Annotated in this window: 23 protein-coding genes and 1 tRNA gene; 14 read left to right on the plus strand and 10 right to left on the minus strand. The window is 71.9% G+C overall.

Annotated features, from left to right (window positions below; genetic code table 11):
- Window positions 1-13 precede the first annotated feature (13 nt).
- From ABZS37_RS18545 to ABZS37_RS18560, 4 genes are all read left to right on the plus strand, one after another.
- Window positions 14-94 (plus strand) — tRNA-Leu (locus ABZS37_RS18545).
- Between the two features lie 110 nt (window positions 95-204).
- Window positions 205-1020, plus strand: a complete 816-nt coding sequence (locus ABZS37_RS18550; protein ID WP_354995725.1) for a Bax inhibitor-1/YccA family protein — start codon at window positions 205-207, stop codon at window positions 1018-1020.
- Between the two features lie 310 nt (window positions 1021-1330).
- Window positions 1331-2089: a Bax inhibitor-1/YccA family protein gene (locus ABZS37_RS18555; RefSeq protein ID WP_355170407.1), complete on the plus strand. Its 759-nt coding sequence runs from the start codon at window positions 1331-1333 to the stop codon at window positions 2087-2089.
- Between the two features lie 46 nt (window positions 2090-2135).
- Window positions 2136-2456, plus strand: coding sequence for a hypothetical protein (locus ABZS37_RS18560; RefSeq protein ID WP_355170409.1), 321 nt, complete (start codon window positions 2136-2138; stop codon window positions 2454-2456).
- A 7-nt stretch (window positions 2457-2463) separates the two neighbouring features.
- On the opposite strand, the gene ABZS37_RS18565 is transcribed toward ABZS37_RS18560, so the two are convergent.
- From ABZS37_RS18565 to ABZS37_RS18575, 3 genes are all read right to left on the minus strand, one after another.
- On the minus strand, window positions 2464-3726 hold the full coding sequence (locus ABZS37_RS18565; protein ID WP_355170411.1) for an acetyl-CoA C-acetyltransferase: 1263 nt from the start codon (window positions 3724-3726) through the stop codon (window positions 2464-2466).
- A 78-nt stretch (window positions 3727-3804) separates the two neighbouring features.
- Window positions 3805-4617 carry an SGNH/GDSL hydrolase family protein gene (locus ABZS37_RS18570; RefSeq protein WP_355170413.1) on the minus strand — a complete coding sequence of 271 codons (813 nt, stop codon included), beginning with the start codon at window positions 4615-4617 and terminating at the stop codon, window positions 3805-3807.
- Window positions 4614-5666 carry an SGNH/GDSL hydrolase family protein gene (locus ABZS37_RS18575; protein ID WP_355170415.1) on the minus strand — a complete coding sequence of 351 codons (1053 nt, stop codon included), beginning with the start codon at window positions 5664-5666 and terminating at the stop codon, window positions 4614-4616. Before ABZS37_RS18575 ends, ABZS37_RS18570 begins: the two co-directional genes overlap by 4 nt.
- A 151-nt stretch (window positions 5667-5817) precedes the next feature.
- Between ABZS37_RS18575 and ABZS37_RS18580 the strand changes: the two genes are divergently transcribed.
- Both ABZS37_RS18580 and ABZS37_RS18585 read left to right on the plus strand, forming a co-directional pair.
- On the plus strand, window positions 5818-6174 hold the full coding sequence (locus ABZS37_RS18580; protein WP_355170417.1) for a YkvA family protein: 357 nt from the start codon (window positions 5818-5820) through the stop codon (window positions 6172-6174).
- A gap of 72 nt (window positions 6175-6246) precedes the next feature.
- Window positions 6247-7617 carry a cystathionine beta-synthase gene (locus ABZS37_RS18585; protein ID WP_354995718.1) on the plus strand — a complete coding sequence of 457 codons (1371 nt, stop codon included), beginning with the start codon at window positions 6247-6249 and terminating at the stop codon, window positions 7615-7617.
- Between the two features lie 288 nt (window positions 7618-7905).
- Here the strand turns inward: ABZS37_RS18585 and ABZS37_RS18590 are convergent, their stop codons facing one another.
- The 5 genes from ABZS37_RS18590 to ABZS37_RS18610 all read right to left on the minus strand — a co-directional run bounded on the left by ABZS37_RS18590 (window position 7906) and on the right by ABZS37_RS18610 (window position 11950).
- Window positions 7906-8862 (minus strand): trypsin-like peptidase domain-containing protein, encoded by a 957-nt coding sequence (locus ABZS37_RS18590; protein WP_355170419.1) that lies wholly within the window; start codon window positions 8860-8862, stop codon window positions 7906-7908.
- A gap of 87 nt (window positions 8863-8949) precedes the next feature.
- On the minus strand, window positions 8950-9465 hold the full coding sequence (locus ABZS37_RS18595; protein ID WP_355170421.1) for a GNAT family N-acetyltransferase: 516 nt from the start codon (window positions 9463-9465) through the stop codon (window positions 8950-8952).
- The gene (locus ABZS37_RS18600; protein WP_355170423.1) at window positions 9462-10391 is read right to left on the minus strand and encodes a ribonuclease Z; all 930 of its coding nucleotides are present in this window, start codon (window positions 10389-10391) and stop codon (window positions 9462-9464) included. Before ABZS37_RS18600 ends, ABZS37_RS18595 begins: the two co-directional genes overlap by 4 nt.
- A gap of 370 nt (window positions 10392-10761) precedes the next feature.
- On the minus strand, window positions 10762-11424 hold the full coding sequence (gene msrA / locus ABZS37_RS18605) for a peptide-methionine (S)-S-oxide reductase MsrA (RefSeq protein WP_355170425.1): 663 nt from the start codon (window positions 11422-11424) through the stop codon (window positions 10762-10764).
- A 115-nt stretch (window positions 11425-11539) separates the two neighbouring features.
- A complete protein-coding gene (locus tag ABZS37_RS18610) occupies window positions 11540-11950 on the minus strand; it encodes an HIT family protein (RefSeq protein WP_355170427.1) in 411 nt (136 codons plus the stop codon).
- Window positions 11951-12052: 102 nt separating this feature from the next.
- On the opposite strand from ABZS37_RS18610, the gene ABZS37_RS18615 reads away from it, so the two are divergent.
- From ABZS37_RS18615 to ilvA, 4 genes are all read left to right on the plus strand, one after another.
- Window positions 12053-13195: a cystathionine gamma-synthase gene (locus ABZS37_RS18615; RefSeq protein WP_355170429.1), complete on the plus strand. Its 1143-nt coding sequence runs from the start codon at window positions 12053-12055 to the stop codon at window positions 13193-13195.
- Window positions 13196-13207: 12 nt separating this feature from the next.
- Window positions 13208-14617: an amidase family protein gene (locus ABZS37_RS18620; RefSeq protein WP_355170431.1), complete on the plus strand. Its 1410-nt coding sequence runs from the start codon at window positions 13208-13210 to the stop codon at window positions 14615-14617.
- A gap of 45 nt (window positions 14618-14662) precedes the next feature.
- The gene (locus tag ABZS37_RS18625; RefSeq protein ID WP_355170433.1) at window positions 14663-15466 is read left to right on the plus strand and encodes a DUF4328 domain-containing protein; all 804 of its coding nucleotides are present in this window, start codon (window positions 14663-14665) and stop codon (window positions 15464-15466) included.
- Window positions 15467-15620: 154 nt separating this feature from the next.
- Window positions 15621-16841 carry a threonine ammonia-lyase gene (gene ilvA, locus ABZS37_RS18630; RefSeq protein WP_354995710.1) on the plus strand — a complete coding sequence of 407 codons (1221 nt, stop codon included), beginning with the start codon at window positions 15621-15623 and terminating at the stop codon, window positions 16839-16841.
- Window positions 16842-16905: 64 nt separating this feature from the next.
- Here the strand turns inward: ilvA and greA are convergent, their stop codons facing one another.
- Both greA and ABZS37_RS18640 read right to left on the minus strand, forming a co-directional pair.
- Window positions 16906-17403, minus strand: coding sequence for a transcription elongation factor GreA (gene greA, locus ABZS37_RS18635; protein ID WP_355170435.1), 498 nt, complete (start codon window positions 17401-17403; stop codon window positions 16906-16908).
- A gap of 157 nt (window positions 17404-17560) precedes the next feature.
- The gene (locus ABZS37_RS18640) at window positions 17561-18001 is read right to left on the minus strand and encodes a DUF4307 domain-containing protein (protein ID WP_355170509.1); all 441 of its coding nucleotides are present in this window, start codon (window positions 17999-18001) and stop codon (window positions 17561-17563) included.
- Window positions 18002-18200: 199 nt separating this feature from the next.
- Between ABZS37_RS18640 and mca the strand changes: the two genes are divergently transcribed.
- From mca to ABZS37_RS18660, 4 genes are all read left to right on the plus strand, one after another.
- Window positions 18201-19082, plus strand: coding sequence for a mycothiol conjugate amidase Mca (mca, locus tag ABZS37_RS18645; protein ID WP_355170437.1), 882 nt, complete (start codon window positions 18201-18203; stop codon window positions 19080-19082).
- A 48-nt stretch (window positions 19083-19130) separates the two neighbouring features.
- Window positions 19131-19424 carry a hypothetical protein gene (locus ABZS37_RS18650; protein WP_355170439.1) on the plus strand — a complete coding sequence of 98 codons (294 nt, stop codon included), beginning with the start codon at window positions 19131-19133 and terminating at the stop codon, window positions 19422-19424.
- Between the two features lie 179 nt (window positions 19425-19603).
- A complete protein-coding gene (locus tag ABZS37_RS18655) occupies window positions 19604-22135 on the plus strand; it encodes a bifunctional diguanylate cyclase/phosphodiesterase (protein ID WP_355170441.1) in 2532 nt (843 codons plus the stop codon).
- Between the two features lie 17 nt (window positions 22136-22152).
- Complete coding sequence (locus ABZS37_RS18660; RefSeq protein ID WP_355170443.1) at window positions 22153-24198, plus strand: thioredoxin domain-containing protein; 2046 nt, start codon at window positions 22153-22155, stop codon at window positions 24196-24198.
- The last annotated feature ends 1 nt before the right edge of the window (window position 24199 follow it).

Genomic DNA, 24199 nt, shown 5'->3' on the forward strand with positions numbered 1-24199 from the left:
GCCGGTGCCACCCGCCCGGGTGGTGGAAAGGCAGACACGGCCGCCTTAAAAGCGGCTGCCGCAAGGCGTGCGGGTTCGACCCCCGCCCCGGGCACCGGTCGGCTCGCACACACATGCTCATTCGTGATCACCAGGACTTGGCTGCGCCGTTTACTCTTGGAGGGCACGTTCACGTGCAAACGACCCCCTGAGGGAGGCCAGACAGTGAAGACCTCGAACCCGGTGCTCGCCCGGCTCGGCCAAGCGGCCGAGCGGGAGCGCTCCGCCGGGTACGCCCCGGCCGGGCCGTACGGACAGCCCGGCATTCCCCAGCAGTACCCGTCCCAGGCCGGTTACCCGGCCGCGCCGCCCGCCGTAGCGCCCATGACCGTGGACGACGTGGTCGTCAAGACGGTCGCCCTGCTCGGCATCCTGGGCATCACCGCCGCGGCCGCCTGGGTGCTCGTGCCCGACTCGCTGGTCGGTACCGCCTGGATCGGCGCGGCGGTGGTCGGCCTGGTCCTCGGCTTGATCATCTCGTTCTCCCGGATGGCCAACCCCGCGCTCGTCATCGCGTACGCGGTCGTCGAGGGCGTCTTCGTCGGCATGGTCAGCAAGGCGTTCGAGACGCTCTACGACGGCATCGTGCTCCAGGCCGCCGTGGCCAGCTTCGGCATCTTCTTCCTGATGGCGATGCTCTACCGGGCGAAGGTCATTCGGGCCACTCCCGCGTTCGTCAAGGGCATGATCGCGGCGATGGTCGGCCTCTTCGCCGTCATGATGATCAACCTGGTGCTGGCGCTGTTCGGCGTCAACACGGGCCTGCGTGACGGCAGCCCGCTGGCGATCGGCTTCAGCCTGGTCTGCATCGTGGTCGCCTCGCTGAGCTTCGTGCTCAGCTTCAAGGAGATCGAGGACGGCGTCCGGATGGGCCTGCCCCAGCGCTACTCCTGGACGGCTGCCTTCGGCATCCTGGTCAGCCTGGTCTGGCTCTACATCGAGATCCTGCGCCTGCTGAGCTACTTCCAGGGCGACGACTGACCTCGTCCGCGCTGTCGACCGGCGCCCGCCCCCGCTCATGCGAGGGCGGGCGCCGTCGTTCGCACCGGGCGCGCCGTTTTCCCGCCGCCGTCGGGCCGCCCGGGGCAGAGTGACTGCAAGGGCGTGTGTCAAAGCCTCGGTCGAGCCGAGGCGGAGTCCAGGCGGCGGTCCGGCAAGGCGGGAATTGGCCCGGATACCGGTGTTGTATCCGGGCCAATTCCCAACGCGGCCGGTCGTCGTCTGGGCCCGTCGCAGGCCGGCCAGGGGCTTTGACACACGCCCTGGGGGTACGCGGGTGAAGGAGGCGGCGGTGCGCAGCAGCAACCCGGTGCTCAACCGGCTGGACGAGACCGGCCGGGTGGAGGCCCGGGTGCTCGGCGCCCGTGACGTCGAGCCGATGACGGTCGACGACGTGGTGGTCCGTACCGTCGGGTTGCTGCTCGTCACCGGCGCGGCCGCGGGGGTGTCCTGGGCGGTGATACCCGACGTGGTCTGGCTGGGGGCCGCGCTGGCCGGTAGCGCGCTCGCCTCGATCGCCCTGGTCCTGGTGATCTCGTTGCGCGGGATCACCAACCCGGTGCCGATCGTCGGCTACGCCGTGCTGCAGGGCCTGCTGCTGGGGGTGGCGAGCCGCACCTTCGAGCAGGTCTATCCGGGCATCGTGGCGCAGGCGGTGGCCGGCACCTTCGGCGTCTTCCTCGGCATGGCGGCGCTCTACCGGGCTCGGGTCATCCGGGCGACGCCCCGACTGGCCCGCCTGGTGATCGGTACGTTGCTCGGCATCGCCGTGCTCAGCGTGGTCAACCTGGTGTCGTACCTGATCTCCGGGCGACCGGGGCTGGCGGGCTACAGCGTCAGTGGGGAGGTCGGCTGGCTGCCGTACGTCTTCTCGGTGGTGGCCATCATCGCCGGGGCGTTCAGCTTCATCCTCGACTTCGACCTGGTCGAGCGCTCGGTGCGCGACGGTCGACCCCGCCGGTACGCGTGGCTGTGCGCGTTCGGCCTGCTCACCGGGTTGGTCTTCCTCTACTGGCAGTTGCTGCGGCTGCTCAGCTACCTGCGCCGTTGACCGGCCCGCGGTGGCTCGGCCGGTGCCGGCCGTAGACTCGGCGGCGATGAGCGCAGCGGAGTTGGATCAGGCCGTGCGGTTGCTGGTCCGTCACATCGGGCACTGGCAGCAGCCGCGTTGGGCAGCGGTCGCGACCACCGGCAACGTGTCCCGCGCCGACCTGGTGCACCGGTTGGTGCAGGAGATCGCCAATCTGGCCGCCGACGCTGAGGGTGAGCCCCGGCGGGTGGTACCCCGGCTCGAAAACGACCTGGCCCTGCCCGATCAGCTACGGGTGGTGACGGCAGACCTGGTGGCCGCCGGCCCGGGGCCTGAGGCGCTGGCCCGGGCCGCCGCCGAGGTGACGGCGACCCGCAGCGCGCTCTGACGTCAGCTCAGCTGAGCCGCTCCAGCACCATGGCCATGCCCTGGCCGCCGCCGACGCACATCGTCTCCAGACCAATGGTCTTGTCGTGCCATTCGAGGGCGTTGAGCAGGGTGCCGGTGATCCGGGCGCCGGTCATGCCGAACGGGTGACCGACCGCGATGGCGCCACCCATGACGTTCAGCTTCTCCTCCGGGATGCCCAGCTCCCGGTAGGACGGGATGACCTGCGCGGCGAACGCCTCGTTGATCTCGACCAGGTCGACGTCGTCGATGGTCATGCCGGCCCGGCGCAGCGCCTGGCGGGACGCCTCGACCGGCCCGAGACCCATGATCTCCGGCGACAGGGCGGTCACACCGGTGGAGACGATCCGGGCCAGCGGGGTGAGCCCAAGCTCCTCGGCCCGCTGGGCGCTCATCACCACCACGGCGGCCGCGCCGTCGTTGAGCGGGCAGCAGTTGCCCGCGGTGATCCGGCCGTCCGGGCGGAACACCGGCTTGAGGCCAGTGACCGCATCGAGGGTGACACCGGCGCGAGGCCCGTCGTCGGTGCTCACCACCGTGCCGTCCGGCGTGGTGACCGGGGTGATCTCCCGGGCCCAGAAGCCGTCGGCGATGGCCTTCTCGGCGAGGTTCTGGCTGCGTACGCCGAACTCGTCCATGTCGGCGCGGGTGACGTCGTACACCTGGGCCAGGTTTTCCGCGGTCTGCCCCATGGTCAGGTAGATGTCGGGCAGCTCACCGGCCTCGCGCGGGTCGGTCCACACCTCGGCGCCGCCCTGTGCGCGGAGCTTCGAGCGCTCGCCGGCCGCCCCGAAGCGAGGGTTTTCCCAGCTGCCGCCGACCAGGGCCTGCGCCTCGGGAGGCAGCCCGTCGGAGCTGCCCCGGGCGAAGCGGGAGACCATCTCCACACCGGCGGAGACGAACACGTCGCCCTCGCCGGCGCGGATCGCGTGCATGGCCATGCGGGTGGTCTGCAACGACGAGGCGCAGTAGCGGGTCAGCGTGGCGCCGGGCACGGTGTCCAGGCCGAGGAGGGTGGTCACCACCCGGGCCATGTTGAAGCCCTGCTCGCCACCGGGCAGGCCGCACCCGAGGTAGAGGTCGTCGATCGTGGTCGGATCGAGCTGGGGGATCTTGTCCAGGGCGGCCTGGACGATGGTCGCGGCGAGGTCGTCGGAGCGGACGTCGCGCAGAGACCCCTTGTGCGCCCGGCCGATGGGGGAGCGGGCGGTGGCGACGATGACGGCGTCGCGGGACGACTCAATCGGCATGGACCAACGTTAACCCGCCGGTAACATGGCGCGGAAGAAGCCGGCGCGGCGGGAAATGTCACCCTGGCCGGGCCCGATCTAGCGGCGGGTCGCGACCGCCGCAGCGGCGGCGACGGCGGGCAGCAGCGCGTGCGCCCACACCCGGTAACCGTCCGCCGAGGGGTGAAAGCCGTCGTGGCAGAGCGTGCCCGCGTCGGCCCGGAACACCGGCCCGGTCTCGGTGGCCAGGTCGACCACCGAGCCGCCAGCATCCAGCACGGCCGTGGTCTGTGCGCGGGCCATCCGGCGCCCGGACCAGCCGACCACCTGACGCAGCGGAGGCGCGATGGCACGCACCGCGCCGAGATCGGGGCAGGTGCCCACCACCACCTCGACCCGCGCCTCGCGCAGCCGGTGCACCGCCGCGCCGAGATACGCCGCCGCTTCGGTGGGTCGGCGCAGCCCGGTGGCGTCGTTCGCGCCGATCAGGATCAGCGCCACGTCGGGCCGCTCACCGAGCAGGGCTCGGGCCACCTGCGTGGCCAGGTCCGTCGAGCGGGACCCGGAGACGCCGACGCTGGACAGGTGCACCCGCCGGCCCGTCGGGCCCTCGGCGAGCAGGTTGGCCAACTGCCCGCCGATGGTGTCCTCAAGACGGTCGACACCGACGCCCAGTGCCGATGAGTCGCCGAGCAGCACCAGCCGCAGCGGCGGAGCGCCGGCCCGGCCGATCGTGGCACGCAGGGCCAGCCCCAGCTCCGGTTGGGCGTAGCGCCGGTGCCGGGCGACGAACGCCTCACCGGCCAGGACGGCGGCGCCCCCCACGGTGCCGGCGAGCAGCGAGAACGCCGCCGCCCGACCCAGCCGGCCCGGAAGGCCGGCCGTCACGCCCCGCTCGCTGCGCACGTTCATGCCAGTCCCTCCACTGTCGAGGTGTCCGAGGCGGAGCCGTGCTGCGGCACCGCGCCGACACCGAAGAACGCCCGGCGGCGCAACTGCGCCCACCGGCCGGCCGGCCCTCGGTCACGGCCCCGGACCTGGGTGCCGCTGACCTCCGTGCCGGCGTGCCGGGCCGCCTCCTGCGCGGCCTCAGGCAGCGACCGTACGCCTTCGCCCAGCGTCGGTGTGGCCCGTCGTTCCTGCCCTGCACCGAGCACGGAGAGCATCGTCGGCAGCAGCGCGGCGGCGGCCATCGCGTACCCCTCGGCGGAGGGATGGAACCGGTCCCAGGCGAACATCCGGGTCGGCTCCGCGGTGAACCGGGGGCCGAGCAGATCACCGAGGGAGACCGTCCAACCGCCCGCCTCGACCACGGCGACCGTCTGGGCTGCGGCGAGTTGGCGGCTCCACCGATGTGCCAGCCAGCGCAGAGGGGGCTGAATCGGTCGGATCGCGCCCAGGTCGGGGCAGGTGCCGACGACCACCTCGCATCCGGCGTCGCGCAGCGTGTGAACAGCCTCGACGAGGTAGCGCACCGCCAGCCCGCGCGGGGTGCGGTTGGTGATGTCGTTGCCGCCGATGAGGATCACCGCGATGTCGGGTCGGCACTCCAGCGCCGCCTCCACCTGGTGTCGGAGCGCCGCGGAGATGGCACCGACGACCGCGAAGCGGTGCAGTTGCACCGGCCGGTGCAGTCGACGGGACAGGCCGGTGGCGAGCAGCGCGCCGGGTGTCTCCCGTCGGCGGTGCACCCCGTAGCCGGCGGCCGACGAGTCGCCGAGCACGACCACGGTGAGCGGGGGGCCGGGGAACTTCGCGCCATACACCCCGTCGCAGCGCGGCGGCGGCGCCTGGGCCATCGGGATGGTGCGCCGGGCCTGGCGGGCCTGCCCGAGCAGCACCCCGCCGGTCGCCACCACGGCCGCCGCGGTGGCTCCCGTGCCGATGGCAGCCAGGCGGGCGATCCGCCAGGCGTGCCGCCAGCGCGGACCAACGGGTACGACGGAACCAGCCACCCCCATACCGCGACATTATCGCGCCGGCCCGACACGCCGCTGTCGTCGTGACGGCACCAGGGTGCCTGGAAACCGACGCAACGGGGTATCTGTGTAGGAGCGGACCGGTCGACTTGCGCCGACCCGCCACGCTGATCCGGCGGAGAGGAGCGCGACGATGGGGAAGACACTGAAGCGCAGCGCGGCGTTCACGGCCCTGGCGCGGGCACTGGCGGCCGGGGCCCGCGGTGGGCCGTCGATCGGCACCCGGTTGGCGGCGCTGCCCCGGATGATCCGGGCCACCACCAAGGGGGAGTACGACGGCGGCCTCCGGCTGGCCCTGATGACCGCGGCGACGGCGTACATCGTCTCGCCTATCGACCTGCTCCCGGAGATCCCGCTGGCGATCTTCGGGCTGGCCGACGACGCGGTCATGATCACGTGGTTGGCCGGCAGCGTGCTCGCCGAGACCGATCGCTTCCTGGAGTGGGAGGCCCGCCGCAGCTCGGTCATCCCCGGAGGGCTGGTGCCCTGACGACACGTACGCTGGGCGGCGAGGAAACGTCTGCCCGGTGGCCATCGCCGGCGCCGCAACGAAGGGCACACCGTGCAGTACTACGACAACGTCGTCGACATGATCGGCAACACCCCGCTGGTACGTCTGCGTAACGTCACCGAGGGCATCCAGGCCACCGTGCTCGCCAAGGTCGAGTACGTCAACCCGGGCGGCTCGGTGAAGGACCGGATCGCGCTGCGGATGGTGGAGGACGCCGAGGCCGCTGGCCTGCTCAAGCCCGGCGGCACCATCGTCGAGCCGACCAGCGGCAACACCGGCGTCGGGCTGGCCCTGGTGGCCCAGCTCAAGGGCTACAAGTGTGTCTTCGTCTGCCCCGACAAGGTCAGCCAGGACAAGCAGGACGTGCTCCGGGCGTACGGCGCCGAGGTGGTGGTCTGCCCGACCGCGGTCGCTCCGGAGGACCCGCGCTCCTACTACAACGTCTCGGACCGGCTGACCCGGGATATTCCCGGCGCCTGGAAGCCCGACCAGTACAGCAACCCGGCCAACCCGCGTTCGCACTACGAGACCACCGGCCCGGAGCTGTGGAAGCAGACCGAGGGCGGGCTCACCCACTTCGTGACCGGCGTGGGCACCGGCGGCACGATCTCCGGCATCGGCCAGTACCTCAAGGAGGCGTCCGAGGGTCGGGTGCGGGTCATCGGGGCCGACCCGGAGGGCTCGGTCTACTCCGGCGGCACCGGCCGGCCGTACCTGGTGGAGGGCGTCGGCGAGGACTTCTGGCCAGAAACGTACGACCGGGGTGTGGCCGACGAGATCATCGAGGTCTCCGACAAGGCGTCCTTCGAGATGACCCGGCGGCTGGCCCGCGAGGAGGGGCTGCTGGTCGGCGGCTCCTGCGGGATGGCCGTGGTCGCCGCGCTGGAGGTCGCTCGCAGGGCCGGCCCGGACGACGTGGTGGTGGTGCTACTGCCCGACGGTGGCCGGGGCTACCTCTCGAAGATCTTCAACGACTCGTGGATGGCCCGGTACGGCTTCCTCGACAACTCCGGCGCCGAGCCGACGGTGGCCGACGCGCTGGCCAGCAAGCCGGGCGGGCTGCCCGAGTTGGTGCACGTGCACCCGACCGAGACGGTCCGTGACGCGATCGACTACATGCGCGAGTACGGCGTCTCGCAGCTCCCGGTGCTCAAGGCCGAGCCGCCCGTGGTGACCGGCGAGGTGGCCGGCTCGATCGCCGAGCGGGACCTGCTCGACGCGTTGTTCACCGGCCAGGCCCACCTGCACGACACGATCGAGCGGCACATGGGCGACCCGCTGCCGATGATCGGTGGCGGCCAGCCGGTGAGCGAGGCCGTCGGCCTGCTGGAGAAGTCCGACGCCGCACTGGTGCTCGTCGACGGCAAGCCCAAGGGCGTCCTCACCCGCCAGGACCTCCTAGCCCACCTAGGCGCCCACTAACCCACCCCACCCCACCCCACCCCACCCCGCCCCGCCCCGCCCCGCCCCGCCCCGCCCTCCCCCCGCGCATGCGCCGCATCTCCGCGTCGATCTAGGGAAAATCATCGTGAGTTGATCTCCGATCACGATGATTTCCCCTAGATCGGCGCGGGCGGCGCGGCGGCGCGGGCGGCGCGGCGGCGCGGGGCGGCGCGGCGCGGGCGGGGCGGGGCGACGCGGGCGGCGCGGGGCGAGGCGCCGAGCGGCGGGGCAAGGCGGCGGGGCAGGGTGGTGGGGTGGTGGGGTGGGTTAGCGGGTTAGTTCGGTGGGGACCGCTACCACGTCGACGAAGGCGCTCTTGCGGAGGACCGTGACCGGTAGGCGGGTTCCGATGGCGGGGCCGAGCATCAAGCGCTGCAACCCCTGGCCGTCGACCACCGCTCGTCCGCCGGCGCTGAGGATGATGTCGCCCAGGTAGATCCCGGCCACACCGGCAGGGCTGCCCGGTACCACCTCCACCACACGCAGCCCGCGCCGCTGACCGGTGCGCGCCGTCACGTCTGGCGGCAGCGGCACCGGTACGCCGGCCACGCCGAGCCAGGCGCGGCGGACCCGGCCGGCGTCGGTCAGCTCGGCGATGATCTGGCGGGTGGTGCCGTTGATCGGCACGGCGAGTCCCAGCCCGTAGCCGGCGACGGCCGTGTTGACCCCGATCACCCGGCCGGTGGAGTCGGCGAGCGCGCCACCGGAGTTGCCCGGGTTCAGCGCCGCGTCGGTTTGGATGACGTCCTCGATGAGTCGGGTGACCCGCCCGTCGCGGGCCGGTAGTGAACGGCCCAACCCGGAGACCACGCCGGCGGTGACCGACCCGGCCAGGCCCATCGGATTGCCGACGGCCACCACCAGCTGGCCGATTCGCAGCCCGTCGGCGTCGCCCAGCTCCACCGGGGGCACGGTGGTCTCGTCGACCCGCAGCACGGCGAGGTCGGAGAGTGGATCGGCGCCGACGACCTGGAATGGAGTCTCGGTGCCGTCGCCGAACGCCGCCGTGCCGCCGGCGGCCCCCTGGACCACGTGCGCGCTGGTCAGCAGCAGGCCGTCGGTGCCCACGGTGATCGCGGATCCGGCGCCGGCCCCGCGCGGGGTCCGCACCGACAGGGCGGCCACGCTGGGCAGCACCCGGGCCGCCACAGTGGTGACCACCCGGGAGTACGCGTCCAGCGCGGCCTCCTCGGCCGGGTCGGACCGGGTGTGATCGGTGTCCATGTCCGGGCCAACGCCGTCCGTCGCTCCGACATGCCCCGATCCGCCGACAGCGAACATCGACCGACGCCGGGCGTCAACAGGGTGCCGTTACGCGAGCAGGGGGCGGGTGTAGCGGAGTTGGGGCGTGGACGCGGCGCCGATGTACTCCTCGCGTTCCACACCGGTCGGGGTCCAGCCGCCGCGCTGGTAGAAGGCGCGGGCGTGGGCGTTGTCCCGCAGGACCCAGAGCACCGCTCGCCGCCAGCCCCGGGCCCGCATGGCGTCCAACGCGTCCACCATCAGCGTGCGCCCGGTGCCCCGGCCCTGCTCGGCCGGGTCCAGGTGGAGGGCGTTGAGCAGCCCGGTGGCTGGGTCGTCCTCGTCGTCCGGGCCCAGGTAGCTGAACCCGACCAGCGTCCCGGCCCGCTCGGCCACGGTCAGCCGGTGGGCGTCCCGCTCCCAGCGCCACCGCTCGACCCAGTACCGCCCCATCGCCTCCGGCGTCGGGTCGGCCAGCGCCTCGGCCGGCAGGAAGGTGGAGTACGCGACGACCCGCGAGCGCTGGTGCAGGGCGCCCACCGCCATCAGGTCGTCACCGGTCGCGGGGCGGAGCGTGACGGTCATCCGGCCGAGGCTACCCGGCGGGGTGGGAGCTGCACCGTGCTCAGGTCCTCGGCGATGATCAGGTCACCGTCGAAGTGCGCGCGGGCCTCGTCGTGGAACCGGCGTGGGTCGGGGTATCGCTGGGAGAAGTGGGTGAGCACGAGCCGGCGTACCCCGGACTCGGTTGCCACCCGGGCGGCCTGCGCCGCGGTCAGGTGGCCGACCTCGGCGGCGAGCGCGGCCTCCGACTCCAGGAAGGTCGACTCGATGACCAGCAGGTCGGCGTGCTCGGCGAGGCCATACACCCCGTCGCAGAGGCCGGTGTCCATCACGAAGGCGAACCGCTGCCCCGGCCGGGGCACGCTCACCTCGTCGCGGGTGACGCGGCGCCCGTCGAGGTCCAGGTGCCCGGCGCGGATCAGCTCGCCGACGGCCGGCCCGGCGATGTCGTACGCGGCCAGCTTCTCCGGCAGCATCCGGTAGCCGTCCGGCTCGACCAGGCGGTAGCCGTACGTCTCGATGGGGTGTCGCAGCCGGCGTGCTTCCAGCGTGCCGCAGCTCAGGGCGATCCGCTGCCCGTCGGTCTCGATCGGGGTGACCTGCAGCTCGGCGGTCTCGTAAAAGGAGGTGGCGTGCCGTAGCCGGGCGAAGTATTCGGCGCCGCCGGCCGGGAAGTGCACGGCGACCGGGCGCGTCACCCGGTCCAGGGAGAGCCGCTGGATGGTGCCGGGCAGCCCGAGGCAGTGGTCGCCGTGGAAGTGCGTGACGCAGATCCGGGTCAGGTCGCTGGCGGTGACCGTGGTGTGCAGGAGTTGGCGCTGGCTGCCCTCACCCGGGTCGAAGAGGATCACCTCGTCGTCCCAGCGCAGCACGTACCCGTTGTGGTTGCGCTGACGAGTCGGCGCCTGGCTGGCCGTTCCCAGGACCACCAGCTCGCGCATCGACATCGCCGGACCTCCGGATATGAAGCGACCCCCGGGGTTTTCCGCGCTTGCGCGCGGGCCGGCTGGACTGAGGCCGGCACCCCGGGGGTCGGGTGGCTGTCATGGATTTCGCCGCACCGCTGCCACACGGTCTCGACGTTGTTGCTGGTGCCCGCCTCGCGGCGGACCGATCACTGTCGAGGACAGCGGCTAGCTGACAGCCACCTCACGAGTCCGATTGCTATACAAGTCTGGACCACCTCCTTTCACGTGTACGGCCACGTTATCGAGTCCTGACCGGGCTCGGCAACGGATTTCGATCACACGGTCCGACGGGAATGCCCGGCCGCCTTTTCGGCGGCCGGGCATCGAGGTCGTACGGGTCGGCGGTGGGTCAGCCCGCGGTACGGGCCACGCCGACCGGGCAGCTCAGCCCGTTCGGGCCGTGGTTGCAGTATCCGTTCGGGTTCTTCGTCGGGGCGAGGTACTGCTGGTGGTAGTCCTCGGCGAAGTAGTAGCTGCCGAGCGGGGTGATCTCGGTGGTGATCTCACCCTTGCCGGCGCGCGTCACGATCGGCTGGAACGCGTCCCGGGACGACTCCGCGATGGTCCGCTGCTCGTCGGTGGTCGTGTAGATCGCCGACCGGTACTGGGTGCCCACGTCGTTGCCCTGGCGCATGCCCTGGGTCGGGTCGTGGTTCTCCCAGAAGACCTTCAGGAGATCCTCATAGGTGATCTTGCTGGGGTCGTACACCACCTGGACGACCTCGGCGTGCCCGGTCCGGCCGGAACACGTCTCCTCGTACGTCGGGTTCCTGGTGGTGCCACCGGCGTAGCCGGCGGAGGTGGTGAAGACGCCGGGCAGCGTCCAGAACAGCCGCTCGGCCCCCCAGAAACAGCCCATGCCGAAGACCGCGACCTGCAGGCCCTCCGGGAACGGGCCCTTCAGCGGGGTGCCCAGCACCTCGTGCCGGTCGGCGACCGGCATGGCGATCGGGCGGCCCGGCAGGGCCTGGTCGGGCGAAACCATCTCGGCGTTCATACGGCGCAAAAACACGGTGGGACTCTCCTCTCGTACCTCTCCCAGCGTGTAACACCGGTGGGTCTTCCTTCCTTACCCGCGCACGTGTGAGTCAGCCCTGTCCGATCGTCGGCTCGCGACCGGGCGGAGTTCAGAGGGCGGCGGCGACCCGGTCGGCGTACGTCTGGGCCTCGGTGTCGTCGTCATAGCGGGTGCGCGGCCAGAAGAAGCCACGCAGTCCGTCCCCCTTGGTGCGCGGAACCACGTGGGTGTGCAGGTGTGGCACAGATTGGGACACCTTGTTGTTCATCGCCACGAACGTCCCACCGGCTCCGAGGCCGGTCTCCACGGCCACCGCCAGCCGCCGGACCAGCGCGAAGTAGCCGGGCAGCAGGTCGGACGGCAACTCGGCCAGGGTCACCAGGTGAACCCGGGGCACCACCAGCACATGCCCCTTGAACACCGGCCGGGTGTCCAGGAACGCCACCCCGTCGGGCTCGTCGGCGACCCGGAACGCCGACACCTCACCCGCCACGATCCCGCAGAACACGCAACCGCTCATCGGCCCAGGCTATGCCGGCGCGTTCCCGGGCCAGAGGGGCCGGCCCCACCGGGAGCATGGGTTCCGTTCCAGCCTTCGGGACGGGGCACTAGCCTCACCAGAATGAGTCACGGCTTCGAGACGCTCGCCATCCACGCCGGCCAGGACCCTGAGGCCCGAACCGGCGCGGTGATTCCACCGATCTACCAGACCAGCACCTACGCGCAGGACGCCGTCGGCGCGCCCCGGCTCGGCTACGAGTACAGCCGCTCGGGCAACCCGACCCGGGACGCGCTCCAGGAGTGCCTGGCAGCGCTGGAGGGCGGGCCAGTGGGGCTCGCCTTCGCCAGCGGCCTGGCGGCGGAGGACACCCTGCTGCGGGCCGTGTGCCAGCCGGGCGATCACGTGGTGATCCCGGATGACGCGTACGGCGGCACGTACCGACTCTTCGCCCGCGTCGCCCAGCGCTGGGGCCTGGAGTTCACCCCGGCCAAGGTCTCCGACCCGGCCGCGATCCGGGCGGCCGTGCAACCTGGCCGCACGAAGATCGTCTGGGTGGAGACGCCGACCAATCCGCTGCTCGGTATCGCCGACATCGCCGCCCTGGCCGCCGTGGCGCACGACGCGGGCGCACTGCTGGTGGTCGACAACACCTTCGCCTCGCCGTACCTGCAGCAGCCGATCGCGCACGGCGCGGACGTGGTGGTGCACTCCACCACCAAGTACATCGGCGGGCACTCCGACGTGGTGGGCGGGGCGCTCGTCGTGGCCGACGCCGCACTCGGCGAGGAGCTGCGCTACCACCAGAACGCGATGGGTGCGATCAACGGCCCCTTCGACGCCTGGCTCACGCTGCGCGGCATCAAGACCCTCGGGGTACGCATGGATCGGCACTGCGACAACGCCGAGCGGCTCGCCGCGTACCTCGACGGGCACGCGAAGGTGGCGCAGGTGATCTACCCCGGCCTGCCCTCGCACCCCGGTCACGAGGTGGCCGCCAAGCAGATGCGCCGGTTCGGCGGCATGATCTCGTTCCGTGCCGCCGGTGGTGAGGACCACGCGGTGGAGATCTGCAACCGCACCAAGCTCTTCGTGCTCGCCGAGTCGCTGGGCGGCGTGGAATCCCTGATCGAGCACCCGGGTCGGATGACACACGCAAGTGCTGCCGGCTCGCCGCTTGAAGTTCCCGGGGATCTCGTGCGACTGTCTGTCGGCATCGAGACGGTCGACGACCTGCTCGCCGATCTGGAGCAGGCGCTGGGCTGACCGCTGGGGAGGATGGCCGTGCAGGACATCGTGGCGACCTGGGTCGGGGCGACCGCCAAGCAGATCGCTCGGGGCGTACGCCGAGGTGACGTCTCGGCCACCCAGGTCGTCGCCGACCACCTCGAGTACATCTCCCGAGCCGACCGTGAGCTGGGCGCGTTCCGTGCCGTGCGCGGCGGCGAGGCGATCACCGAGGCGGAGAAGGTCGACGAGCAGGAGGACCTGGCCAACCTGCCGTTGGCCGGGGTGCCGGTGGCGGTCAAGGAGAACACCCCGGTCGCCGGCCTGCCCACCTGGAACGGGTCGACGGCCGCACGCACCGACGTCGCGGAGGCCGACCACGAGGTGGTGCGTCGGCTGCGCGGCGCCGGAGCGGTGATCCTCGGCGTGACCCGGATGCCGGAGCTGGGGCTGTGGGCGCTCACCGACGACGACAGCGCGGTGACCCGCAATCCGTGGGACCGCACGCGTACCCCCGGCGGCTCCTCCGGCGGCGCCGCCGCCGCGGTGGCCGCCGGGCTGGTGCCGATCGCGCACGGCAACGACGGTCTCGGCTCGATCCGGATTCCCGCGGCCTGTTGCGGCCTGGTCGGGCTCAAGCCCGGCCGAGGCGTGGTCCCCTGCCAGCTCGGCGCGGACGACTGGTTCGGCCTCACCGAGCACGGCATGCTGACCAGCACGGTCGCCGACGCGGCGGTCGGCTTCTCGGTGCTCGCCGGTCGGCGTCCCGAGAAGCTGGTCCCGCCGCAGCGGCTGCGGGTGGGCGTCTCGCTGCGCTCCCCGGTACGCGGCGTGGCAGCGGACGCGCCCAACCGGGACGCGGTAGCCGCCGCCGGTCGGCTTCTCGCCGCCGCCGGGCACGACACGGTGCCAGCCGATCCGGTCTACCCCACGGCACTCGGCCTGCAGGGCATCGCCACCTGGTTCGCCGCCGCCGCCACCGACGTGCGCGCCTCCGGGTTGGACCGGCGTGGCCTGCAACGGCGTACCCGGCGGCACGTCGCGCTGGGCGAGTGGGCGCAGCGTCGCGGCTACGTGCGGGAGGCTGACCGGGCCGCGTGGCGGCAAAGGTCGGTCGACTTCTTCACCGACCACTCGGTCGATCTGCTGCTCACCCCGGCGCTGGCCACTGCTCCGCCGGAGGCGGCACGCTGGTCGGACCGGTCCTGGCGGGCGAACATGGCAGCCAACATCCGGTACGCCCCGTACGCCGCACCGTGGAACATCGCCGGCCTGCCGGCGGTCGTGGTGCCGATCGGCCGCCGCCCGGACGGCCTGCCGGTCGCCGTGCAACTGGTCGGTCCGCCCGGCTCGGAGCTGCTGCTGCTCGGTGTGGCCGGCCAGTTCGAGATGGCCGCCCCGTGGACGCGGCACGCCCCCGGCTATCCCCAGGTCGGAACGGGGTCGCCGGCCGCCGCATGATCGTCTACGGTGTGCGCGCATCGTCGCGCTGACCGGGGGACATCTATGCGCTGTCAGGCCTGTGGGGACGCCACGTCTCCCGAACACCACGAATGCCAGCGTTGCTACACACCGCACGGTCAGCCCGCCATCACGCCGGGGCTGCCGACCTACTCCGTACGCGGGATCGGCCTGGCCGCCCGCATCGCCGTCGGCGCGACCGCTGTGCTGTACCTCGTAGTGGCACTCGGCCCGCTGGTGGGGTTGGTGATGTCCCGGCAGGCCCGGGCCGACAACGACCCGGATCTGCTGATCGGTGCGGTGGTCATCGAGGCGCTGTTGGCGCTGCCCATGGTGGCCGCGTACCTCACCGCCGCCGTGCTGGTGATCATCTGGACCTGGCGGGCGCGGAAGAACACCGACGCGTTCCCGGGTGCGCTGCCGACACTCGGGGCCGGTTGGGCGATCGCCGGCTGGCTGGTCCCGTTCGCGAACTTGGTGGTGCCGGCCCGGGTGGTGGCCGGCGTGGCGCGGGACAGCCTCTGGCGGCGGTTCACCCCGGACCTGGTGTCCGTCTGGTGGAGTGCCTGGTTGGTGTTCAGCATCGGCGAGCGGGTGGTCAGTCGCCTCGACAGCCGGGCGTACGACAGGCTGCCGGAGACCCCCTCCACCGATGGCGGCTACCAGGCGTACACCGACTACTACCTGGGCTCTCTCCTCCGTAACGCCGTGCCCGCGGTGGCCTGCGTGATCGCCGCGGTGGCGCTGATCGTGCTGATCCAGCGGATCTCCGCTGCGCAGGAGGCCCGCATCGCCCGCGCGCTGCCAGCGTGGCCGACCGCCCCGGTCTGGCCGACCGCTCGCGCATGATCCACTCCGGATCGCGGATATTGCGCTGACGAAGCGAGGTTGATACCGCGATATCGGGGATGTCGAGCGGATCAACGCCGTGGCCGGAAACCGGGCACCTGTCGACCCCGGTGTCGCCGCAGAGAGCTCCGGAGGCGGGTGGCACGATCGGGGCATGACGGAACTGGTCGGTCTCGACGACGTGCGGGCTGCACGGGAACTGCTCGCTGGCGTCACCCGGACCACCCCGCTGGAGCCCTCCCGCCCGCTGAGCGCGGCACTGGGCGGGCCGACCTGGCTCAAGTGCGAGAACGTGCAGCGCGCCGGCTCCTACAAGGTGCGTGGCGCGTACGTGCGGATCTCCCGGCTCTCGGCGGCGGAGCGGGAGCGCGGCGTGGTCGCGGCCAGCGCGGGCAACCACGCGCAGGGCGTGGCCCTCGCCGCCGGCCTGGTCGGCACGCACGCCACGGTCTTCATGCCGGTCAACGCGCCGCTGCCGAAGGTGGCCGCCACCAAGGGGTACGGCGCGCAGGTCGAGTTGGCCGGCAACACCGTCGACGAGTCGCTGGTCGCCGCGCACACGTACGCCGAGCGCACCGGCGCGGTGCTGATCCACCCGTTCGACCACCCCGACGTGATCGCCGGCCAGGGCACGGTGGCGCTGGAGATCCTCGAACAGTGCCCGGACGTAAAGACGATCATCACCGCGGTGGGTGGCGGCGGTCTGATCTCGGGCATGGCGGTGGCCGTGAAGGCGTTGCGACCGGACGTACGGATCATCGGCGTCCAGGCGGCCGGTGCGGCGGCGTTCCCGCCCTCACTGGTGGCCGGGGAGCCGGTCCGGCTGCCCGCCTTCTCCACCATCGCCGACGGCATCGCGGTCGGTCGGCCGGGGGAGATCACCTTCAACCACGTGCGCAAGCTGGTCGACGAGATCGTCACGGTCTCGGAGGAGGACATCTCCCGGGCCCTGTTGATGCTGCTGGAGCGCGGTAAGCAGGTGGTCGAGCCGGCCGGGGCGGTCGGCGTCGCCGCGCTGCTGGCCGGCGTGGTGGAGGTGGAGACGCCGGTGGTCGCGGTGCTCTCCGGTGGCAACATCGACCCGTTGCTGATGATGCGGGTGATCGAGCACGGTCTGGCTGCCGCGGGTCGTTACCTGCGGGTGTCGGTGCGCTGCTCGGACCGGCCCGGGCAACTCGCGTCGCTGCTCAGCCAGATCGCCGAGCATCGGGCCAACGTGGTGGACGTGGAGCACCAGCGGGCCAACCCGCACCTGGGCCTCGGCGAGGTGGAGGTGGCGCTCTCGGTGGAGACCCGGGGTGTGGAGCACTCGGACACGCTGATCAGCGCGTTACGGGCCAGCGGTTACCAGGTGGTCTTCGCCGCCGAGGCGTGACACGACATGGTGCCACGCCTCAGCGGCGGCAACGCCTCAGCGCGTGTGGTGAGACCGGCGACGGTCAGCCGGAGAACGGCTCGAAGCTGACCACGGTCACCTTGATGTCGGCGCCACTCGGCGCCGTGTAGGTGCAGGTCTGCCCGGGCCGGCCGCCCAGGATCGCCTTGCCGAGCGCCGACTCGGGGCTGTAGACGGTCAGGTCGGTGGTGGCCGCGATCTCCCGCGAACCGAGCAGGAAGGTCTCGGTGTCGTCGGTGTCGTCGTCGAAGTAGATCGTCACGACCATGCCGGGCGACACCGCGTCCGCCGTCGGCGCCTCGCCGACCTTCGCGGTACGCAGCAGCTCCTGCAGGTAGCGGATGCGACCCTCGGCCTTGCCCTGCTCCTCGCGGGCGGCGTGGTAGCCGCCGTTCTCCCGCAGGTCGCCCTCCTCGCGCCGCGCGTTGATCTCGGCTGCGATCGCCGGGCGGTTGGCGATGTGCTCGTCGAGCTCGGCCTGGAGACGGTCGGACGCGTCCTGCGACAGCCAGGTGGCGGGCGCCTCGTTGCCAGTGGACACAGGCGGTCTCCTCAGTTGTGCGTGGCTGGCTGACAGGTGAACTACCAAGTTACCAGTGCGGTACGACACAGCGGGTCGGCCATTACCGCCGGTGTCCGGATACGACACCGTTGGTGGAGGCCCTCCCAGCCCTCGTTCGCGATGCTGTTCTGGCAGCTCAGGACGGAGCCTGGCAGCGCAGGACCTCGCCGATGAAAGGCCGCGCGGTGGTGGTCAGGCGGTGCTGGGTCAGCACGTGCCGGTCGCCGGGCTCGGCGGTCACCGTGACCTGTTCACGGGCCACCTCGGCACCCGCGCGGTCCCGGGCACGAAGCACACAGACCGCCGAACCGCCCGGCGGCACGGTCACCCGAAAGTCGACCAGCACCTGATTGTCCGTGATGTCGGTGTAGGTGATCACCTGGGCGTCGTAGACCGGGTCGCCGTACTGGCGGTAGAGCCGGACCGAGATCGCGGTCAGGGTGGCCACGAGCACCAGCAGCGCGAGCGCGGCCAGCAGCGTACGGCGGCGCCCTCCGCCCGTTGCTCGGCGACGGCCGTAGCGCCCGGCCGGGAATACCGGCGCGCCTGGTGAAATTGTGGCGTGCGTCTCGGTCACCGGCGGGTATCTCCTGGCGTTGTTGTCGGCGGTATCGGCAAGAATGACAGAGTCCATCCTCCCACCCGGTCCAGCGGCAGGAATGGCAGGTCATGCCCTGCGGTGCTGACCGGCGATGGGGTGTGAGGAACGATCCCGGCAGGTCAGCCGGTCGAGCCCGGTCGGGTCCACCGTCCGGCACAGACGAGGAGCGCCGAAGTTGGCAGAGCAACTGCGTCTCATGGCCGTGCACGCTCACCCGGACGACGAGTCGAGCAAGGGCGCGGCGACGATGGCGAAGTATGTCGCCCAGGGGGTGGACGTCCTGGTCGTGACGTGCACTGGCGGGGAACGCGGGAGCGTGCTCAACCCCAAACTCGACCGGCCCGACGTGTGGGCCAACATCGCCGACATCCGTCGTGCCGAGATGGACGCCGCGCGGGCGATCCTCGGCGTCGATCAGGCGTGGCTGGGCTTCGTCGACTCGGGCCTGCCCGAGGGCGACCCGCTGCCGCCACTGCCCGAGGGCTGTTTCGCCCTGCAGGACGTCGAGGTGGCCGCCGGCCCACTGGTGCGGCTGATGCGCGAGTTCCGTCCGCACGTGGTGACCACGTACGACGAAGAGGGCGGCTACCCGCACCCGGACCACATCATGTGCCACAAGGTGAGCGTGGCGGCGTTCGAGGCTGCCGGTGACCCGGAGCGCTACCCGGAACTGGGCGCTCCCTGGCAGCCGCTCAAGCTCTACTACGACATCGGCTTCTCCAAGGCCAAGATCATGGCCCTGCACGAAGGCATGCTGTCCGCTGGTCTGGAGTCGCCATACGAAGAGTGGCTCAAGCGGTGGGAGGATCGGCCGGACAAGGGCCCCCGGGTCACCACCCGGGTGGACTGCGCCGATTACTTCCCGGTCCGCGACGACGCGCTGCGCGCCCACGCGACCCAGGTCGACCCGGACGGCTTCTGGTTCCACGTTCCGATGGACCTGCAGCAGCGCGCCTGGCCGACCGAGGACTTCGAGCTGGCCCGCTCCGTGGTCGACAGCCCGCTGCCCGAGTCCGATCTCTTCGCCGGGGTGCGGGAGACGGCGCACGCACGTTGATTTCGGGCGGGGCTACCCTGGTTACCAACCGCACATCGGAGGAACGCCATGCTGACCACTGCCCAGGTGCTCGCGGAGAACAACTTCGGGGACACCCGCACGGGTGGTCTGGCCGGGCCGATGGGCCTCTTCCTCATCCTGCTGCTGGCCACCGCGACCATCCTGTTGATCCGCAACATGAACGCTCGGCTGCGCCGGTTGCCTGATCGGTTTCCGCAGCAGACCGCGCCGACCGATCCGACCAGGGCCGATGCGACAGTCGTCGATCCGACAGACGGGACCGGAGCGCGTGATTCATCCACGCCCGCTCCCAACGGGCACGAGCAGCACCGGAACGGGTAGTCCGCGCATGATTCACGCCGAACCGGTTGGTCGCCCCCTGTTGCGGCCACCCGGTTTGGCTTAGCCTTCCGCCGGGGGGACCAAAAGTCTCCGAGCCGTGTGCGGGAGGGGGCGCCGATGACCAGCACAGCACCGGCCGCCCGCCGCGCCGTCGGTCGGTCGGCTGACGGGGAAGGTCGATGACCTCCGGCTCGGCCGGCGACCCGCTCGACCGGCTCGGGGTGCGTCGCACACCGGGCCGGCTGCTCGTGCTCAGTGCGGCCGTCACGCTGACCGCCGTGGCCGCCGCCGTGGTCGGATTGACCCTCCCGGCCAGGCTGCCGGCCGACGACCCGCTCGGGGGTCCGGCCCGCTTCGGCATCGCTGTCGCCGTCCTCGCTCTCGCCCAGCTCGCCCGGCTACGGTTCCGCTCGGCCGCGGGAATGGTCAGCATCACCTGGGGTGAGGCGGCGCTGATTGTCTGCCTGTACCTGACGCCGGCCGGCTGGCTGCCGTCTGCCACGCTGCTCGGCACCGGGCTGGCCTGGACGATGCTGTCGCTGTACAACGACCGCCGTCCGGCCCTGGAGATCGTCCGAATCGCCGCGTCGCTGGCCGCCGCGTCGGCGCTGGCCGTTTCCGTGACCACTGCGCTCGGGCGGCCGCTGCTCGCCCCACCCACCCCGATGCTGGCGGTGGCCGTGATCGCCGGGTCGGTGACCTACCTCCTGGTGACCGCCTGGCTGGGCGGGGTGACGCTGGGCCTGCGGCACGGGCTGCCGATCGGGCCGCCGCTGCTCGCCGCGCTGCGCGGCAAGCTGCTGATGTTCGTCGGCAACGTGGCGGTCGGCCTCGTGGTGGTCGCACTGCTGGAGCTCGACCCCCGCTGGTTGCTGTTGCTGCCGCCGCTGCTCTGGCTGTTGCAGCAGACCTATCGCTACCGGCTGCGCTCCGATCAGGAGCGCCGCACCTGGCGAGCCTTCGCCGAGGCCACGGCGGCCCTCAACCAGCTCGACGAGCGGGGCGTGGCGAGCGCGGCGGTGACCGGGGCGCTGACGCTGTTCAACGCCGAACTGGTGGACGTCGACGTGGCTCGGGCCGACGGCCGCTGGCACCGATACCGGGGCGACGCTGGCGGCCAGCTGGTCGACCGTGAGGTGGGCCCACCGGACCAGTCGGAGTTGGACGAACACGAGCTGAGCCGGGCACTGTCGGTGGGCGCTGCTCCAGTTGGTCGGCTGCGGGTCAGGTTCCCCCGCTCAGCTCCGCCCACCCCCCGAGAACACGACGCGGTGGCAGCGTTCGGCGACGCGCTCGCCGCCGCGCTGCACGACGCCGCGACTCACCGCGAGCTGCGGCTGGTCACCGCCCGGTCGTCGTACGAGGCGGTCCACGATCCGCTCACCGGGCTGGCCAACCGGGCGGCGATGCTCGGCAAGGGTGATCAGTCGCTGCGACAGCTCGCGCACGATCACCCGGTGGCGCTGCTGCTGCTGGACATCAACCAGTTCAAGGAAGTCAACGACACCCTCGGCCACGCCGCGGGCGACCAGTTGCTGCGGCTGACCGCGAATCGGCTCACCGCGCTGGTCCGCCCTGGTGACCTGCTCGGCCGGCTCGGCGGCGACGAGTTCGCTCTGCTGCTCACCGCAGTGCCGGTGCTCAGCGACCGGGCCGCCCCGATGGCACACGCGTTGCGTCAGGCCCGCGAGATCGCCGAGCAGTTGGCCGCGCCGACCGAGGTGGCCGGGGTGCGAATGTCGATCGAGGTCTCCGTCGGAGTGGTGGTGGCCGACGCGGGGACCGCCGACCTGACCGAGCTGCTGCGCCGCGCCGACATCGCGATGTACCAGGCCAAGGAGGGCGGCGGCAACGTCGCCGTGTACGACGGCACCCGGGACGCGGCCAGCACCGACCAGCTCGCCCTGCTGGCCGAGCTACGCGAGGCGCTGAAGGTCGACGATCAGCTGGTGCTGGCGTTGCAACCGGCGGTCGACCTGGCCACCGGTGCGCCCACCGGCGTGGAGGCGCTGATCCGCTGGCGGCATCCCCGGCGCGGGTGGCTGAACCCGGCCGACTTTATCCGGCCGGTGGAGAACAGCGAGCAGCTCGGCACCTTCACCCGTTATGTGCTGGACAAGGCGCTCGGCGTGGCCGCCAGCTGGGCCCGGGACGGCCTGGACGTCCCGATCTCGGTCAACCTCTCGGCGCGCAGCCTGCTCGACCCCCGGCTGCCGGCGGAGATCGCCGACGCGCTGCGCCGCCACCAGGTGCCGCCGCACCGGCTCGTTTTGGAGATCACCGAGACGGTGGTGATGAGTGAGCTGGAGGTCATCGACGAGGTGCTGGCCACGCTCCGGTCGATGGGCGTGCAGCTCGCGGTGGACGACTTCGGCACCGGCTTCTCCTCGTTGACCTTCCTTACCCGGATCGCGGTCGACGAGTTGAAGGTGGATCGCTCGTTCGTGGTCCGGATGGCCGACTCGCCGGAGGCGGCGGCGATCGTACGGACGACCGTGGGCCTCGCTCACGAGCTGGGGCTGCGCGTGGTCGCCGAAGGGGTGGAGACCGCCGAGCAGCGGATGGCCCTGGCCGAGCTGGGTTGCACGTCCGCGCAGGGCTACCACTTCTTCAAGCCGATGCCGGCGGACAAGATCGGCGCGGTGCTGGGGTCGCTGCGCGACTCGGCGGAGTCGAACGTCTTCCGGCTCCGCGCCGACGGCGCCTCCTGACGCACTATGGTCGTCGGGTGAACCGACTCGTCGACGCCACCAGCCCGTACCTGCTCCAGCACGCCGGCAACCCGGTCGACTGGTGGCCCTGGTCGGACGAGGCGTTCGCCGAGGCGAAACGGCGAGATGTGCCGGTGCTCATCTCGGTGGGCTACTCGGCCTGCCACTGGTGCCACGTCATGGCGCACGAGTCGTTCGAGAACGAGCAGGTCGGCGCCCTCTTGAACGACAACTTCGTGTCGATCAAGGTCGATCGTGAGGAGCGCCCGGACGTGGACGCGGTCTACATGACCGCGACCCAGGCTATGACCGGCCAGGGTGGCTGGCCGATGACCGTCTTCGCCACCCCGGACGGCACCCCGTTCTTCTGCGGCACCTACTTCCCACGAACCAACTTCGTCCAGTTGCTCCAGTCGGTCGCCACCGCCTGGCGGGAGCAGCGTGAGGCGGTGCTGCACCAGGGTGCCGCGGTGGTCGAGGCGATCGGCGGCGCGCAGGCCGTGGGCGGCCCCACCGCCCCGCTGGACGCCCCGCTGCTCGACGCCGCGGCCGCCAAGCTGGCCAGTGAGTATGACGAGACGAACGGTGGCTTCGGCGGCGCCCCGAAGTTCCCACCACACATGAACCTGCTCTTTCTGCTGCGCCACCACCAACGCACCGGGGACCCGCGCAGCCTGGAGATCACCCGACACACCGCCGAGGCGATGGCCCGTGGCGGCATCTACGACCAGCTCGCCAGCGGCTTCGCCCGGTACTCGGTGGACGCGCATTGGACGGTGCCGCACTTCGAGAAGATGCTCTACGACAACGCGCTGCTGCTGCGGCTCTACACCCAGCTGTGGCGGCTCACCGGCGACCCGCTGGCCCGCCGGGTGGCTCGGGACACCGCCCGGTTCCTCGCCGACGAGCTGCACCGGCCGGGGGAGGGTTTCGCGTCCGCGCTGGACGCCGACACCGAGGGCGTCGAGGGGCTCACCTACGCCTGGACGCCCGCCCAACTCGTCGAGGCGCTGGGCGAGGAGGACGGCCGGTTCGCCGCCGACCTCTTCGCGGTGACCGATGACGGAACCTTTGAACACGGTACGAGCGTGCTCCGGCTCGCCCGGGACGTCGACGATGCCGCGCCCGAGGTCCGCACCCGCTGGCGGCAGGTGGTCGGGCAACTGCTCAGCGCCCGGGACACCCGCCCGCAGCCGGGCCGCGACGACAAGGTGGTGGCCGCCTGGAACGGCCTGGCGATCACCGCCATCGTCGAGTTCCAGCAGGTCGCCGCGCTGTACGCGTCCCCGCAGGACGAGGACGCCAACCTGATGGACGGCGTGACCATCGTCGCCGACGGCGCGATGCGCGACGCCGCCGAGCACCTGGCCACGGTGCACCTGGTGGACGGCCGGCTGCGCCGGGTCTCCCGGGATGGCAGGGTCGGCGAACCGGCCGGCGTCCTGGAGGACTACGGCTGTGTGGCCGAGGCCTTCTGCGCGCTGCACCAGCTCACCGGCGAGGGGCGCTGGCTCACGCTGGCCGGCGGGTTGCTGGACACCGCGTTGGCGCACTTCGCCGCGCCCGGTGGCGCTTTCTACGACACCGCTGACGACGCGGAGCGGCTGGTCGCCCGGCCGGCCGACCCGACCGACAATGCCACCCCGTCCGGCCGGTCCGCGTTGATCGCCGGCCTGGTGGCGTACGCGGCGCTGACCGGGGAGACGCGCTACCGGGAGGCCGCCGAGGCGGCGCTCGGTACGGTCGCGCCGATCGTCGGGCAGCACCCCCGGTTCACCGGGTACGCGGCCATGACCGGCGAGGCGTTGCTCTCCGGGCCGTACGAGATCGCCGTGGCGACCGACGATCCGACCGGCGACCCCCTGGTGGCCGCGGCACGCCGGCACGCCCCACCCGGGGCGGTGGTGGTGGCCGGGCGTCCGGACCAGCCCGGTGTGCCGCTGCTCGCCGACCGGCCGCTGGTCGACGGGCGGTCCGCCGCGTACGTCTGCCGGGGTTTCGTCTGCCAGCGGCCGGTCACCTCTGTCGAGGACCTGGTCGCCGAGCTGGGTGGAGCCGGCTGAT

The organism is Micromonospora sp. NPDC005413 (genome assembly GCF_040606435.1).
In the GTDB taxonomy this organism is placed as follows: domain Bacteria; phylum Actinomycetota; class Actinomycetes; order Mycobacteriales; family Micromonosporaceae; genus Micromonospora.

Coding starts and splice junctions, on each gene's coding strand:
- ABZS37_RS18615 (WP_355170429.1), top strand. CDS start 12,053: ATGAGTCACGGCTTCGAGACGCTCGCCATCCACGCCGGCCAGGACCCT.
- ABZS37_RS18575 (WP_355170415.1), bottom strand. CDS start 5,666: ATGGGGGTGGCTGGTTCCGTCGTACCCGTTGGTCCGCGCTGGCGGCAC.
- ilvA (WP_354995710.1), top strand. CDS start 15,621: ATGACGGAACTGGTCGGTCTCGACGACGTGCGGGCTGCACGGGAACTG.
- ABZS37_RS18610 (WP_355170427.1), bottom strand. CDS start 11,950: ATGAGCGGTTGCGTGTTCTGCGGGATCGTGGCGGGTGAGGTGTCGGCG.
- ABZS37_RS18650 (WP_355170439.1), top strand. CDS start 19,131: ATGCTGACCACTGCCCAGGTGCTCGCGGAGAACAACTTCGGGGACACC.
- ABZS37_RS18570 (WP_355170413.1), bottom strand. CDS start 4,617: ATGAACGTGCGCAGCGAGCGGGGCGTGACGGCCGGCCTTCCGGGCCGG.
- ABZS37_RS18590 (WP_355170419.1), bottom strand. CDS start 8,862: ATGGACACCGATCACACCCGGTCCGACCCGGCCGAGGAGGCCGCGCTG.
- ABZS37_RS18565 (WP_355170411.1), bottom strand. CDS start 3,726: ATGCCGATTGAGTCGTCCCGCGACGCCGTCATCGTCGCCACCGCCCGC.
- ABZS37_RS18600 (WP_355170423.1), bottom strand. CDS start 10,391: ATGTCGATGCGCGAGCTGGTGGTCCTGGGAACGGCCAGCCAGGCGCCG.
- ABZS37_RS18580 (WP_355170417.1), top strand. CDS start 5,818: ATGGGGAAGACACTGAAGCGCAGCGCGGCGTTCACGGCCCTGGCGCGG.
- ABZS37_RS18655 (WP_355170441.1), top strand. CDS start 19,604: ATGACCTCCGGCTCGGCCGGCGACCCGCTCGACCGGCTCGGGGTGCGT.
- ABZS37_RS18620 (WP_355170431.1), top strand. CDS start 13,208: ATGGCCGTGCAGGACATCGTGGCGACCTGGGTCGGGGCGACCGCCAAG.
- ABZS37_RS18560 (WP_355170409.1), top strand. CDS start 2,136: ATGAGCGCAGCGGAGTTGGATCAGGCCGTGCGGTTGCTGGTCCGTCAC.
- ABZS37_RS18595 (WP_355170421.1), bottom strand. CDS start 9,465: ATGACCGTCACGCTCCGCCCCGCGACCGGTGACGACCTGATGGCGGTG.
- ABZS37_RS18625 (WP_355170433.1), top strand. CDS start 14,663: ATGCGCTGTCAGGCCTGTGGGGACGCCACGTCTCCCGAACACCACGAA.